Here is a 13,972-nt window from a genome sequence, read left to right as displayed (position 1 = left end):
GGATCAGGTCGAGATCATGCCGAGGCGGCCGAGCGGCGGCGCCTCGCGGCCGGCGGCCTTCGCGGCGTCGCGCACCAGGCGTTCCAGCACGGCGAGATAGTCGAGGAAGCGTCGGCGCCCGGTCTTGGTGAGGCGGCAGGTGGTGTGCGGGCGGTTGCCCTCGTAGCCCTTGGTCACCTCGACGAAGCCGGCCTCCTGGAGCACGGCAAGGTGCCGGCTGAGATTGCCGTCGGTGAGGCCGCACAGCTGCTTGAGATCGGCGAATGCCAGCCCCTTGGGATGCGCCATCAGCGAGGTCAGAAGCCCGAGCCTCGCCTTCTCGTGGATCACGCGGTCGAGCCCTTCGTAGGAAAAGGGCGCGCTGTCAGTCTTCGACATCATGGTCTCCGGATGCGACATGCAGAATGGCCGCCATCAGCGACTGCCCGATCACGAAGGGCAGGCCCATGGTCCATGGCGACAGCGTGTGGGTCTGGCTCGCGAGCACCACCACCGCGAAGCCGGACACGAAATACCAGGCGCCGGCGAGCGCGACGCTGCGCGGCAACGAGCGGACCGAGGCGAAAATGCCGAGCGACACCAGGATCTGCCACAGGCCTGGGAGCAGCCACAGCGTCTCGCCCGCGAACTTCCACATCACCACCGCGAGCAGCACCCCGGCAACGCCGGCGGGCAGGAACTGCTCGACCGCCTGGTGGATCATGGCATCGGCCAGACCCGAATGATGACGGCGCGATCGCGCGCGCATCTCGATCCCGATCATCAGAACGGAGAGCGCGGCGGCGATCAGCCAGCCGGCAAAGAAGCCAAGCGGCTCGCCGGTGGGATCGCCGAGCAGCCAGAATTGCAGGAGCGCCGTGACGAGCGCGACGGCGCCGGTCGCAGCCATCGTCGCCGGGCCATAGCCGCGGAATGCGGTGCCGGCCGCGATCTGGCTGCGGATCGCCACGATGTCGGCCAATGCCTTGTCGAGATCGCGCATCGGTAACGCCAAACCTCGCTCCACCCGCATCTCCTGGGGTTGCCCGCCCCATGAACTTTGTCGTGCAAAGTATATGGGATCGCAAAGTAAAGGCAAGCCGAAAACCGTCGTTAGGATTCCGTTCGGGGCAAACAACTGCCGGTTGCGCGACACCTGTTCCCGCAGATAAGATGCAATCAAGAGCGTCCGGGGGCTGGGTATGTGGCTTAAGTCATTGATTGTTGCATTCTTATTGCAGGTAGGCATCGCCGGAGTTGCAAATGCGGCGGGACCGTTCGGCAGCGTCAATGTCGGCAATTGGATCGGCGGCGCCTTCAGCAATGACGAGACAGGCGCCTTCTCCCATTGCGCGGCAACGGCGCCTTACGCCAATGGAGTAAGTCTCGTCGTAGCGCAGAATGCGGCAGGCTCCTGGCTTCTCAGTTTTGCCAGCCCCAGCTTTCGCTTCAACAAGGGCGATACCGCGCCCGTTGACTTCATCTTCGATGGGCAGGAGCAGGCCAGGTTATTTGCGACCGCCGGCGTCTCCAACATGGTGACGACCATTCTGCCCCTCAATGTCGCTCGCACCTTCCAGAAGGCAAGCCTGATGGTGGTGACGACCAACGGTAGTAAGCCACTCCAATTCGTGTTGACGTCGACGGCGCCCCTGGTCGCGGCGCTGGCGAACTGCGTCACGCGGGTGAAGGCAGACGGGCTCAGCAAGGCCGGGGATTTCACGAAGGGGACCGCGAAGCCAGCGGCCGCAGCGGACAAGCAGGCGCCACCGCCGGCCAGCAAGTCCGCCAAGTCGAAGAGCGGCACCGGCTTCGTGGTCAGTGCCAGCGGGCACATCGTCACGAACCATCATGTGATCGACAGTTGCGGCGACCTCAAAGGCAATCTCACGGGCGAGGCCGCAATGGCGTTGCGCGTCGTATCGAGCGATGCAACCAACGATCTCGCCCTGTTGCAGGCGCCGTCGACAGCGACGTTCAAGGAGTTCGCCCGGATCCGCGACCGCTCAATCCGCTCCGGCGATTCCGTCGTTGCGATCGGCTTTCCCTACCGCGGGCTTCTGAGCTCGGACTTCACGGTGACGACCGGTATCGTGAGCTCGCTGAGTGGGATGCGCAACGATTCGCGCTTCCTGCAGATCAGCGCGCCCGTGCAGCCCGGCAACAGCGGAGGCCCGCTGTTCGACACCACCGGGCAGATCGTCGGCGTGGTCACGGGAAAGCTCGACAATTTGCGAATCGCGGTCGCAACCGGCAACATCCCCGAGAACATCAACTTCGCCATCAAGACCGGCGCGCTGCGCGACTTCCTCGACAATTCCGTGGTGCCCTACCAGACCGCGGAGCCTAAGGGTGAACTGAAGACCACCGACATCGCCGCCAACGCCCGCGCCTACACAATGCTGATCTCGTGTACCGGCACGGAACAGGCGGACGCGAAGCGGTAGTCGGCTTGCCCTAATAGGGCGCGACGGGGCGTACGCGCCGCGGCGGCCGGGGTTGTGGCGGCTGTCCCTGGCCGTAGGCGAAACGCGGGTTGCGGTCGCAGTAGAGCAGCCGGCCTGATACGCTGGCCTGGCATTGTTCATAGCTGCTGTAGGCGCACTCACCGGGGTAATCATATTCGCCGCCCTGGGCGCACCAGGGATACTCGCGCGCGGCCGCGGGCGTTGCGGCGGCGAAGCCGGCCAGGACCGCCGCACTGAACGTCAACAGCACCAATTGCGTCTTGCGCATGATCCAACTCCTTCAGCTGGCACCAGTTACGGGTGCCATCATTATCAGGTTTCGCCGCGCCGGTTTATTCCAGATCAACGAAGCAAAGCGGGCAAGAAAAAAGCCCTGCCGAGCGGCAGGGCTCCTATCCCGGTCATCACGAATTCGCTACTCGACCTTCAGGCCGGCGAACTCGACGACCTTCTTCCACTTCTCGGTCTCGGCCTTGATCTCCTCGCCGAACGCCTCGGGCGTCTGCGCCCTCGGCTCGCCGCCGAGCTCGACCAGACGCTTGGCCATGTCGGGCTCCTTGATCAGCGCGTTGACCTCGGCGTTGAGCTTGGCGATGATCTCCTTCGGCGTGTTCTTCGGCGCACCCATGCCGAACAGCGCGCTGGCCTCATAGCCCTTCACGGTGTCGGCGATCGGTTGCACGTCGGGCAATTGCGGCGAGCGCTCCGCGGTGGTGACGCCGATCGCACGGAGTGAGCCGGAGCGGATGTGCTGGATGATCGAGGGCATGTTGTCGAAGATCACCTGCACCTGGCCGCCGAGCATGTCGGTGATCGCGGGCGCCGCGCCGCGATAGGGCACGTGCTGCATCTTGCAGCCGGTCATCGCCATGAACATTTCGCCGGACAGGTGCACCGAGGTGCCGTTGCCGGACGAGGCCATGTTCACCTTGCCGGGATTGGCCTTCACATATTCGATGAACTCGGCGACGTTCTTCGCCGGCACGTCCTTGTTGACGGTCATCACGTTCGGCACGCGCTGGAACGAGGCGACCGGTGCCATATCGGTCACGAAGTTGAACTTCAGATTCTTGTAGAGCGAGGTGTTGATGTAGTTGGCCGGATTGACCAGCTGCAGCGTGTAGCCGTCGGGCTCGGCATTGATGACCGATTCGGTGGCGATGTTGTTGCCGGCACCCGGCTTGTTCTCGATCACGAATTGCTGGCCGAGCTTTTCCGAGAGCCGCTGGCCGATCAGCCGCGCCAGGATGTCGGTGGCGCCACCCGGCGGATAGCCGACCACCCATTTCACGGGCCGGGCCGGATAATCGGCGGCAAAGGCCTTCGACAGCGGGGTGGCTGCAAGCGGACTGGCGGCGAGCAGGCCCAGCGCGGTACGGCGAGTGATCATCTCAAGGGTTCTCCCAAGTGTTGTTCTTGAAGCCAGATGTCTTGAAGCCGGCGTCGGTGGGGTTGTAACAAAGCTTGCTGCAGGCGGAAAGTGCGCGGCGCGCATCACGACGAAAGGATAAGGCATGCCGGTCAAGGTCGACGCCCTCGATCATCTCGTCATCAACGTCGCCGACGTCGCGGCCAGTGCGGATTGGTACCGCAGGATTCTCGGCATGGAAGTCAAGGTGTTCGATCCCGGCGGCGGCAAAGCGCCGCGGACTTCGCTTCACTTTGGTAACCAGAAGATCAACGTCCGGCCGCGCGATGCCGACAAGGTGGAATGGTTCACCGCCGACCACCAGACCGCCGGCAGCGAAGACCTCTGCTTCCTCACCGCGGCCGCGCCCGACGAGGTGGTGGCGCATTTGCAGGCACACGGCGTCGCGATCGAGGAAGGCCCGGTTCCCAAGCAGGGCGCCCGCGGCACGCTGCGCTCGGTCTATTGCCGCGATCCGGACGGGAGCCTGATCGAGATTTCGTCGTACGGGGATTAGCCATGCTCGCGCGGCGCAATCGGTCGTCATGCCCGGGCTTGTCCCGGGCATCCACGTTCTTCGCGCGGCAAGGCGTGGATGGCCGGGTCAAGCCCGGCCATGACGGTGGAAAGATTGTGCGCCGATAACCAGGTGGAGCCGCGGCCACATCCGCACCTCTCCCATTTGCGCCCCGCCTCATCCGATGGCAGGAAGACGCAATCATCAAAAAACAGCCGCCGGCAAGATGCAGGCTGCACCGGGGGAGACGCCATGCCACTTCAACAGACCACCGCCGGAATCGTCGGCCCGTTCGACGGGCTCGACGTGCCCTGGCTCCTCAAGATGCGCGCCGAGGTCCGGCGGGATCATCCGTTCCTGATCTGGGCGCCGTTCGACGCGCCGGCGCGGCGCTGGAGCTATGGCGAGTTTCACGAGCGGGTCGGCGCACTCGCGGCGGGGCTGGCGAGGCGCGGCATCAAGCCCGGCGAATATGTGCTCATTCACCTCGACAATTGCATCGAGGCGATGCTGGCCTGGTTTGCCTGTGTCGAGCTCGGCGCCATCGCGGTCACCACCAACACGCGTTCGGCGCCGGCCGAGATCGCCTATTTCGCCGATCATTGCGGCGCGGTCGCCGCGATCACGCAGCCGGCCTATGCGGAGATCGTCGCGCAAAACTGCAGCAACATAAGTTGGCTGGCAGTCACTTCGCACGATGCGGGCGCGGCGCCGGCGCAAGCGGTCTCACGCGGCGACAGCTTTGAATCCCTGTTCGCCGACAGCGCCGACCGCCCGAAACGCGCGACCGATCCGCTCGCGCCGTGCAGCGTGCAGTACACCTCCGGCACGACGTCGCGGCCGAAGGCGGTGCTGTGGACCCATGCCAACGCGCTATGGGGCGCCAAGATCAACGCCGCGCATGAGGATTTGCATGCCGGCGACGTGCACCAGGCATACTTGCCGCTATTCCACACCAACGCTCTCGCCTACTCCATGCTGGCGTCGCTGTGGGTCGGCGCGACCTGCGTGATCCAGCCGCGTTTCTCGGCGAGCCGGTTCTGGGGCGTCGCGCGCAAGCACGGTTCGACCTGGACCTCGACGATCCCGTTCTGCATGAAGGCGCTGCTCGAGCAGGAGATCCCGAAAGACCACAAGTTTCGCCTGTGGGGCACCGCGATCAACGAACCGCCGGCCTTTGCCGCGTTCGGCGTCAAGATGATCGGCTGGTGGGGCATGACCGAGACCATCACCCACGGCATCGTCGGCGAGGTCGATCAGCCCAACATCCCGATGTCGATCGGCCGCGCCGCGCCGGAGTATCAAATTCGCATCACCGACGATGACGGCCGGCCGACGGACATCGGGGGCACCGGCAATCTCGCGATCAAGGGCATTCCGGGCCTGTCGCTGTTCGCGGAATATCTGCACAATGAGAAAGCCACGCGCGAGAGTTTTGACGCGCACGGCTTCTTCCTCACCGGCGACCGTGTCGAGCGGCTGCAGAACGGCTTCATCAAGTTCGGCGACCGCGCCAAGGACATGCTCAAGGTCGGCGGCGAGAACGTCGCGGCGTCCGAGATCGAGCAGGTGATCGCGGTCGTGCCGGGCGTGCGCGAAGCTGCCGTGGTGGCGAAGAAGCACCCGATGCTGGACGAAGTGCCGGTCGTCTTCATCATCCCGCATGGCGGCGTCGCGGGCGCCGCGCCCGACCTGCACGACCGCGTGATGGCAGCCTGCCGCAACGGCCTTGCCGACTTCAAGCTGCCGCGCGAGATCCGGCTGGTCGACGACATGCCGCGCTCGACCTTGGAGAAGGTGGCGAAGGCGGAGTTGCGGAAGATGGTGGGGTGAGGTTGTCGTCCCGGCGAACGCCGGGACCCATACCGCGTGATCTAACGATGACGCACAGTGTCCGTACCGAACGACCTGTCTTCGTCAGACGTCTCCCTGGGGTTATGGGTCCCCGCCTGCGCGGGGACGACACCGAGGGTGTGGCGGCAGCCGAGAATGCCGAACTAGAACGACCCCAGCGCCACCGGGCGGAATGCCTGCAGCAATTGCTGATCCAGCTTGCCGCCCATGCCTTCCATCATGCTGAACGCACGCGAATGCGTGAAGGGCATGCGGTAGGCGCGTTTCTCGACCAGCGCGGCGTAGATGTCGACGATCGTCGTCACCCGCACGATGTCGCTGATCTGGTTCGACGACAGTCCGTTGGGATAGCCGCTGCCGTCGAGGAATTCATGGTGATGCAGGACGACGTCGAGCATCTCCGGCGGGAAACCGCCTTGGGCTGCGAGCGCGTCATAGCCGCGGCGCGGATGCTGGCGGACCTCGGCCATCTCCTCGTCGGTGAGCTTGCCCGGCTTGTCGAGCAGCGCGGAGGGAACGAAGGCCTTGCCGACGTCGTGCAGCAGCGCGGCGCGGGTCAGGCGGCGCTGGTCGTCCTCGCGCATGCCGAGGTGCTGCGCGAAGGCGACGGCGAAGCCGGTGACGAACAGGCAGTGACGATAGCTGCCGACATGGTGGCAGCCGACCGTGGTGAGCCATTCGCGCAGCGAGGAGTGCTTGATCGCCTTCAGGATCTTGCTTTCGGCCGCAATGACGTCGTCGAAGGTCAAGGGCACGCCGAGCGGCAGCTTCTCGAACATCTTCGCCAGCACCGCATGCGCCGCCTCGACGCCGCGGTTGAGCGTCTTGCCGCGATCGGTCGCGTCATAGGCGGCGGTGTCGGGGAAGGCAGCGCGGATGCGCTGCAGGATGGCGTCGGCCTGAAGCGGCCGTGAGATGGTGTCGGTGGCCCCGAGCGCCCAGGCCTGCATGGTGCCGTGATGCAGGGCATCGGCGAGCACGAACAGCCGCGGCATCGAACGGTAAGCATCACCGCGCAGCTTGTTGCGCACCCGCTGCACGCTCTCGGGCGAGCGCAGGTTGATGTCGACCACGAGACCGGAGAGATCGCGCGCCGGCTGGGCGGGGATCGCCTCTGTCGACACCGTCGAGACCTCACCGACCGCTTTCAAAATGCTGGCGAGCTCGGTGCTCTCGTCGCTCCGGTCGGAGGCGAGCAGAAGCCGGCGTTTGGCGGCGGTTTTAGCTGGCGCGTTCATGGCTTCCCCAAAGCATGGGACTGGATTTGGCGTCAGCCTAAGCCGGATCAGGTTCTCCGGCCCTTAAGAGGCGTGCTCAAGGGAACCTTCCGGAATTGCGCGCAATTTTACGGATCGGGTTCCCAAGGTCGCCAAAGCAAAAGTGCGAAAACAACCCCATGCACAGTAGAACGGGCTTGATAACAAAGAGGAATTTTCTCCGTCATGGCCGGGCTTGTCCCGGCCCTGACGGCGCGCGTGTGGAAACAGTCCCAAAACAAATCCGCCGGAGGCTCTCCTCCGGCGGATCATCTCATTCGCGATCGCAGCCCGGCTTACGCCTTCATGCTCGCCTTCACCGCCTCCGCCGTGATCGGCAGTGCCCGCACGCGGGCGCCTGAGGCGTTGAAGATGGCGTTGCCGATGGCGGGCGCGACCACGGTCACCGCGGGCTCGCCGACGCCGGTGGCCTTCTCGCCATTGGCGATCACGGCAACCGCGACCTCGGGCATCTGGCTCATGCGCAAGGGCGTGTAGCTATCGAAATTGGTCTGCTCGATGCCACCGTCCTTCAGCGTCGCCTTCTCGTACATCGCCAGCGACAGGCCCCACAGCGCGGCGCCCTCGACCTGGGCACGGATGTTGTCGGGATGCACCTGCGTGCCGACGTCGGTTGCAACCGTGAGCTTCTTCACGGTGACCGCGCCCGACGGCGCCACCGCGACATGGGCGACGCAGGCCGTCCAGCTCGCCGTCGCGCGCTCCTGCGACGACACGCAGGCAACGCCCATGCCCTCGCCTTTCGGCAATGGCCTCGTGCCGTAGCCTGAAAGTCCCATCGCGGCGAGCAGCGTGTTGCGCAAACGCTGCGCGCCGCCGTCGTTCTTGCCGGCGCCGTCGAGCAGCGAGATGCGGAACTGCGCGGGATCCTTGCCCGTCGCCGCCGCGATCTCGTCGATCATGCTTTCGACCGCCCAGAAGGTCCAGCCCGGGGCCACCGAGCGGAGCTGGCCGGACGGCGTCGCATTGTGCGCGAGCTCGTTCTTGATCGCGCGCACATAATGGTTGGGCACGGTGTAGAAGAAGTCCGCGCCGTTGACCGTGAAGCTGTCGAGCGGGCCCTTCTTGTCGACGGATGGCGTCAGGAAATCAGGAATTCCCCAGCGCGCGGTCGGCCAGGCCGAGACCACGTCGTGGCTGAGCGCGACCAGCTTGCCGTCGCCGTCCACGCCGGCCTTGACCTTTTGATAGGTGAGCGGACGCGAGAAATCCATCGTCATGTCGTTCTCGCGCGAGTAGATCACCTTGACCGGCTTGCCGACCGCCTTGGCCGCCTGCACCGCCGGAATCATCATGTCGGCATCGAGCCTGCGGCCGAAGCCACCGCCGAGCCAATGCTGATGCATCACGACGAATTTCGGATCGATCCCGGCGGCACCCGCCGCGATCGCGCCGGAGCGCGTCGCGAACTGGTTGCCGGAATAGATGTGCAGGATGTCGCCCTTGAACTCCGCCGTGGCGTTCATCGGCTCCAGCGGCGCGTGGATGTTGATGCTGGTGGTGTACTCCGCCTCGACCACTTTCGCCGCCGAGCCGAAGGCCGCATTGGGATCGCCGTCCTTGACGAAGAACTGGCCGGAATCCTCCAGCTTTTGAAGCCGCTTGGCCTCGTCGAGCAATGACTGGCTCGACAGTTTTGCGTTCGGACCGCCGTCATAGGCGATCTTCAGCGCGTCCGCCGCCTTGCGGGCGTTGGCATAGGTGTTGGCGACCGCCACGACCCAGCCGGAGGTGGTTCCGGTCTTGTCGTCGAGGATGACCGCCTTCATGAAGCCGGGCACCTTCTTGGCGTCACCGTCGTCGACCGATTTCACGGTCGCACCGAAGCGCACCGGCGGGGTCACCACCTTGCCGTAGGCCATGCCGGGCAGCATCACGTCGATGCCGTATTTGGCCGTGCCGTTGGTCTTGGAGGGGATGTCGAGCTGAGGCACCGAGACGCCGATCATGGTGTATTGATCGGGCGTCTTCAGCTTGATCGCCTTCAACTCGTCCGGCGTGAAGGTCTTCGTCGCCTTGCCGCTCCTGACGATTTCGGCAAAGCTCATCTGCTTCTTCGACTTCGGATGCGAGACGACGGAGTCGCGCACCACGAGCTGGTCCTTGAAATAAGGCGGCAGGCCCATGGCTGCGGCCGCGGCCTCCGTCAGCGCGATGCGGCCGGCGGCGCCCGCACGGCTCATCGCCTCAAAATTCATCATGGTCGACCAGCTGCCGCCGGTGATCTGTGCGCCCAGGACCGGATCGTTGAACTTCGGATCGTTGGAGGCGAGCGAAACGCGCATGTCGCTCCATTTCGCGCCGAGCTCCTCGCAGACGATCTGCGCCATGGTGGAGGCGATGTGCTGGCCCATGTCGGCCTTGCCGCAAGTCACGGTGACGAGACCGTCCGGCGAGATCGCGTACCAGACGCTCGGCTCGAAATTGGCGGGCGCTGCGGCCGCTGCCTGTTCGATGCCGGGCACGCCGGCATAGCCGAGCACGAGGCCGGTTGCGGCGGTGCCGACGAGGAAGGAGCGGCGGCTGAGATCGGTCGTCTCAGGTGTCACGTTCTTCACATGCTCGTTCATGTGGGCCTCCGCTCGTTGGAGGTGGCCGACGCGGTGCGCATCTCGGATGCGGCGCGCATGATCGCCTTCTGGATCCGCGAATAGGTCATGCAACGGCACAGATTGCCGTCCATATGCGCGACCACTTCTTCCTTGGTCGGGTTGGGATTCTTCGACAGCAGCGAGGCCGCCTGCATGATCTGCCCGGACTGGCAGTAGCCGCATTGCGGCACCTGCTCGGCGATCCATGCCTTCTGCAAGGGATGATCGCCCTTGGCGGAAAGGCCTTCGATGGTGGTGATCTTCTTGCCGGCGACATCGCCGACCATGGTCTGGCACGAACGGACGGCTTCGCCGTTGACGTGCACGGTGCAGGCGCCGCACAGCCCGGCGCCGCAGCCGAACTTGGTGCCGGTCATCTGCAATTGCTCGCGGATCGCCCAGAGGAGCGGCGTATCGTTCGCCGCATCCACGGACAGACTCCGCCCGTTGATGGTGAGTGTTGGCATAGGCGTCTTCCCCTGCCGGTGCATGAAGCCGCTTACGGCGGCAACTTGAATGGCGGACGCCCACCGGGCTGGCGTCAGCCTTGGCGCCGAGAATGATCGCGTTCGGTTGCCGTGGCAAATGCAATTTGGAATGAGTCGAAACAAACGGCGTCTACACCTGCTCGTTGTGCGCCGCGCCAACGGCACCAACGCAGCGACTGGACGCAACAGAGGGCGCATCGCACATGCGTGCCATTGCGTTGAGGCAGTTTCTTCCAGGTAACTTGGCAGGCTAGAGTACGATCGTTGCCGCGGGTCCTTCTCTCCTTGTGGGAGAAGGTCCACCGGTGTCGCGGTGAGATAAAAGATAGAGGCGGAAACAATGCCTGTGATCAATCGGGACGGCGTCAAGATCTACTACGAAGTCCACGGCGAGGGACCGCCATTGCTGCTCACCCACGGCTACTCCTCGACCTCGGCGATGTGGCACGGTCAAGTCGATGCGCTCGCGAAAAATCACACGCTGATCTTGTGGGACATGCGCGGCCACGGCCAATCCGACTATCCCGATGATCCCGCCGCTTACAGCGAGGCTCTGACGGTCGGCGACATGGCGGCGATCCTCGATGCGGTTGGCGCCAAGCGCGCCATCATCGGCGGGCTGTCGCTCGGCGGCTACATGTCGCTGGCGTTCTACCGCGCCCATCCGGAGCGCGCCCGCGCGCTGCTGATCATCGACACCGGCCCGGGCTTCAAGAAGGACGACGCACGCGAGGCCTGGAACGCACGGGCACTGGCCACCGCCGACAAGCTCGAGCGCGAAGGCCTCGACGTCTTGAAAGCGGCAACGCGCGAGCGCGCCACGGCCAGTCATCGCAACGCCAAGGGGCTGGCGCTGGCGGCGCGCGGCATGCTGACCCAGCGCGATGCCCGCGTGATCGAGCTGCTGCCCGACATCAAGGTGCCCGCGCTGATCGTGGTCGGTGCCGACGACACGCCGTTCCTCGCCGCGTCCGATTACATGGCCGCAAAAATCCCCGGCGCACAAAAGGTCGTGATTCCCGCCGCCGGCCACGCCGTCAACATCGACCAGCCCAAGGCTTTTGTTGACGCCGTCGCTCCTTTCCTGAAGAACTTGCCGGCATAGCCCCAGGGCAATGGGAACGTCGACCATGATGCGAGCGATCTTCGCGGCGGGCGCAATAGCGGCGCTGCTGCCGTCGGCGGCACAGGCCGAGTGGTTCGGCGGCGCGCCGGCGCGCCAGCCTTTCGTCACGACCTTGTCGAACAACATTCCGCTCGCCTTCGGCATGGACGCCGAGCAGACCGCCCGCGCGCTCGGGCAGCCACTGCAATATGTACGCGGGCGTCCCGGCAACGAAATCTACCTGGCCCTGCGCAACATCGGCGGCAGCGGCCTGATCCCCTATCGCCATCGCCTTTTCCTGCAGTTCCGTCACGGACGGCTTGCGGGATGGAAGGAGGATTACGGCGAGAACTGGATGTGGGAGTGAGGAGGCTCTTTGTGGCGCAGAGAAGTCGTATCTGCGCCGTCTCGGGTTGAATTTGCCACATCGTCATGGCCGGGCTTGGAGTTCTCGACCAACAACCAACCAAGAAGGACAACCCGCGTGGGACAAGACATCAAGCTGACGGCATCCGACAATTTCCAGCTCGGCGCTTATCGCGCTGACCCCTCCGGCGCGCCGAAGGGCGCGGTGGTGGTGATCCAGGAGATTTTTGGCGTCAATCACCACATCCGTTCGGTCTGCGACCGCCTCACCGGGGAAGGCTATGTCGCGATCGCACCGTCGATCTTCGACCGCACCGCGCCGAACTTCCAGTCGGGCTATTCGCCCGACGAGATCGCCGAGGCGCGCAAATTCGTCGCCAGTCCGGATTGGGCGGCGATGCTGCGCGACACCCAGGCGGCGATCGATGCGGTGAAGGACGTCGGGCCTGTCGGCATCATCGGCTTTTGTCTGGGCGGAAGCATCGCTTTCGTCGCGGCGACGCGATTGGCCGGCCTGAAAGCCGCGATCGGTTATTACGGCGGCGCGGTGGTGCGCTTCGCCGACGAGACGCCAAAGGTGCCGACGCAGCTGCATTTCGGCGAGAAGGATGCCGGCATTCCCCTGACCGACGTCGAGACCATCAAGGCGAAGCGGCCGGACGTGGAGGTCTTCGTCTATCCCGGCGCCCAGCACGGCTTCCATTGCGACGAGCGCGCCAGCTACGACAAGGCCAGCGCCGACATCGCCTGGCCGCGCAGCATGGCGTTCTTCGCGAAGCATTTGACCAGGTAACACCACCCGTCATGCGCGGGCTTGACCCGCGCATCCATCAAACGAGGCATTTTTCTCAAGTGGATGGATTGCCGGGTCAAGCCCGGCAATGACACCTCGGAGCAGGAATTGGCGGCTTCCTGCCGCCCGGCACTAGAGGTGGCCGGTCAAGCCGCCGGAATGACCGAGGAAAGAGTCGGGCTGAAATCTAGAACCAGCGCTCTCCGACGAACACGGTGTCGCCGGGATTCAAGGGGGTGCCGAGCGGCACGACGGCGCGCATGGAGCCGCCATTCTCGGTGTGGGTGACGGTGACCACATCGCGCTTGGCGCGGGGCGAGAAGCCGCCGGCGATCGCGACCGCGCTCTCGACCGTCATGTTCGGCACGTAAGGATATTGGCCGGGCGCGGTGACTTCGCCGAGAATGAAGAACGGCCGATAAGACTCGATCTCCACCGCGACCGAGGGCTCGCGGATGTAACCGTTGCGCAGGCGGGCGGCGATCTCGCCGGCAAGGCCTGCCGTGGTGCGGCCGCGTGCCGGCACCGCGCCGATCAGCGGCATGGTGATGGAGCCGCCGGCATCGATGGCATAGCTGTTGGTGAGGCCTTCCTGGCCGTAGACCACGACGCGTAGCTTGTCGCCGGCGTCGAGATGGTAGGAGGCGTCATAGCGCGCCGGCATCGGCGCGGCGTAGCCGACCGGCATGGGTGCGGGCGAAGCGGCAAAGGAATTGCTGAGCGCCGCGATGGCGCCGCCGCCGTTATTGGCAACGACGACCGGCTGCGGGGCGCTGTAGGGCTGGCCATAGGCCATGGAGTCGAGATCGGCACGCGGTGACATCACCGCGACGGGGCCGGCGGTCTGCATGCAGCCGCCAAGGGTCAGCGCGGCGGACGCTGCCAGGACCACTGCCGAGATCGACGATCGAAACGCGCGTGCAACTGGCACCGGACCTATCCCTCGAAACGAGACGGCTCCAGTGATGCACCGGTTATGGTTAATAAAGCGTTTGCGGGGGGATGACAGTGCCACCCTCCCCTGGAGGGGTCCGGGACGAGCGTAGCTCGCCCGTGGTCGATCGCGCGCAGCGCGAGCGGGGTGGGGTGATCTCTCCACACGAGCACTGTTGGATGTGGAGAGACC

The 13,972-nt window shown here is 65.0% G+C and carries 14 protein-coding genes; 6 read left to right on the top strand and 8 right to left on the bottom strand.

The window, feature by feature from the left end; translation table 11 throughout:
* Positions 1–3: 3 nt before the first annotated feature.
* The gene (locus SE92_RS24575; RefSeq protein ID WP_063199097.1) at positions 4–378 is read right to left on the bottom strand and encodes a winged helix-turn-helix domain-containing protein; all 375 of its coding nucleotides are present in this window, start codon (positions 376–378) and stop codon (positions 4–6) included.
* Positions 365–982 carry a hypothetical protein gene (locus SE92_RS24570; RefSeq protein WP_063199094.1) on the bottom strand — a complete coding sequence of 206 codons (618 nt, stop codon included), beginning with the start codon at positions 980–982 and terminating at the stop codon, positions 365–367. Before SE92_RS24570 ends, SE92_RS24575 begins: the two co-directional genes overlap by 14 nt.
* Before the next feature lie 199 nt (positions 983–1,181).
* Between SE92_RS24570 and SE92_RS24565 the strand changes: the two genes are divergently transcribed.
* Positions 1,182–2,426, top strand: a complete 1,245-nt coding sequence (locus tag SE92_RS24565) for a S1C family serine protease (protein ID WP_063199091.1) — start codon at positions 1,182–1,184, stop codon at positions 2,424–2,426.
* 10 nt (positions 2,427–2,436) lie between these two features.
* Here the strand turns inward: SE92_RS24565 and SE92_RS24560 are convergent, their stop codons facing one another.
* Both SE92_RS24560 and SE92_RS24555 read right to left on the bottom strand, forming a co-directional pair.
* Positions 2,437–2,715, bottom strand: a complete 279-nt coding sequence (locus SE92_RS24560; protein ID WP_063199089.1) for a DUF3551 domain-containing protein — start codon at positions 2,713–2,715, stop codon at positions 2,437–2,439.
* 147 nt (positions 2,716–2,862) lie between these two features.
* Positions 2,863–3,837, bottom strand: coding sequence for a Bug family tripartite tricarboxylate transporter substrate binding protein (locus SE92_RS24555; RefSeq protein ID WP_063199086.1), 975 nt, complete (start codon positions 3,835–3,837; stop codon positions 2,863–2,865).
* A gap of 124 nt (positions 3,838–3,961) precedes the next feature.
* On the opposite strand from SE92_RS24555, the gene SE92_RS24550 reads away from it, so the two are divergent.
* Positions 3,962–4,372 (top strand): VOC family protein, encoded by a 411-nt coding sequence (locus SE92_RS24550; protein WP_063199083.1) that lies wholly within the window; start codon positions 3,962–3,964, stop codon positions 4,370–4,372.
* Between the two features lie 252 nt (positions 4,373–4,624).
* On the top strand, positions 4,625–6,205 hold the full coding sequence (locus SE92_RS24545; protein WP_063199080.1) for an AMP-binding protein: 1,581 nt from the start codon (positions 4,625–4,627) through the stop codon (positions 6,203–6,205).
* A 164-nt stretch (positions 6,206–6,369) separates the two neighbouring features.
* Here the strand turns inward: SE92_RS24545 and SE92_RS24540 are convergent, their stop codons facing one another.
* From SE92_RS24540 to SE92_RS24530, 3 genes are all read right to left on the bottom strand, one after another.
* Positions 6,370–7,464: an HD domain-containing protein gene (locus SE92_RS24540; protein WP_063199077.1), complete on the bottom strand. Its 1,095-nt coding sequence runs from the start codon at positions 7,462–7,464 to the stop codon at positions 6,370–6,372.
* Positions 7,465–7,778: 314 nt separating this feature from the next.
* A complete protein-coding gene (locus tag SE92_RS24535) occupies positions 7,779–10,073 on the bottom strand; it encodes a xanthine dehydrogenase family protein molybdopterin-binding subunit (RefSeq protein WP_063199075.1) in 2,295 nt (764 codons plus the stop codon).
* Positions 10,070–10,561 (bottom strand): (2Fe-2S)-binding protein, encoded by a 492-nt coding sequence (locus SE92_RS24530; protein WP_063199072.1) that lies wholly within the window; start codon positions 10,559–10,561, stop codon positions 10,070–10,072. Before SE92_RS24530 ends, SE92_RS24535 begins: the two co-directional genes overlap by 4 nt.
* 361 nt (positions 10,562–10,922) lie before the next feature.
* Between SE92_RS24530 and SE92_RS24525 the strand changes: the two genes are divergently transcribed.
* From SE92_RS24525 to SE92_RS24515, 3 genes are all read left to right on the top strand, one after another.
* Entirely contained in the window at positions 10,923–11,687 is a 765-nt protein-coding gene (locus SE92_RS24525) for an alpha/beta fold hydrolase (protein WP_063199070.1), read from the top strand.
* 25 nt (positions 11,688–11,712) lie between these two features.
* Positions 11,713–12,054, top strand: a complete 342-nt coding sequence (locus tag SE92_RS24520) for a hypothetical protein (protein WP_063199069.1) — start codon at positions 11,713–11,715, stop codon at positions 12,052–12,054.
* Between the two features lie 117 nt (positions 12,055–12,171).
* Positions 12,172–12,846, top strand: a complete 675-nt coding sequence (locus tag SE92_RS24515) for a dienelactone hydrolase family protein (RefSeq protein WP_063199066.1) — start codon at positions 12,172–12,174, stop codon at positions 12,844–12,846.
* A gap of 187 nt (positions 12,847–13,033) precedes the next feature.
* Here the strand turns inward: SE92_RS24515 and SE92_RS24510 are convergent, their stop codons facing one another.
* On the bottom strand, positions 13,034–13,777 hold the full coding sequence (locus tag SE92_RS24510) for a polysaccharide biosynthesis/export family protein (RefSeq protein WP_063199064.1): 744 nt from the start codon (positions 13,775–13,777) through the stop codon (positions 13,034–13,036).
* Positions 13,778–13,972: the final 195 nt, after the last annotated feature.

Origin of the sequence: Bradyrhizobium sp. AT1, assembly GCF_001590795.1 — a bacterium.
Taxonomy (GTDB): domain Bacteria; phylum Pseudomonadota; class Alphaproteobacteria; order Rhizobiales; family Xanthobacteraceae; genus Bradyrhizobium.
This window is presented reverse-complemented; position numbering and strand designations above follow the sequence as displayed.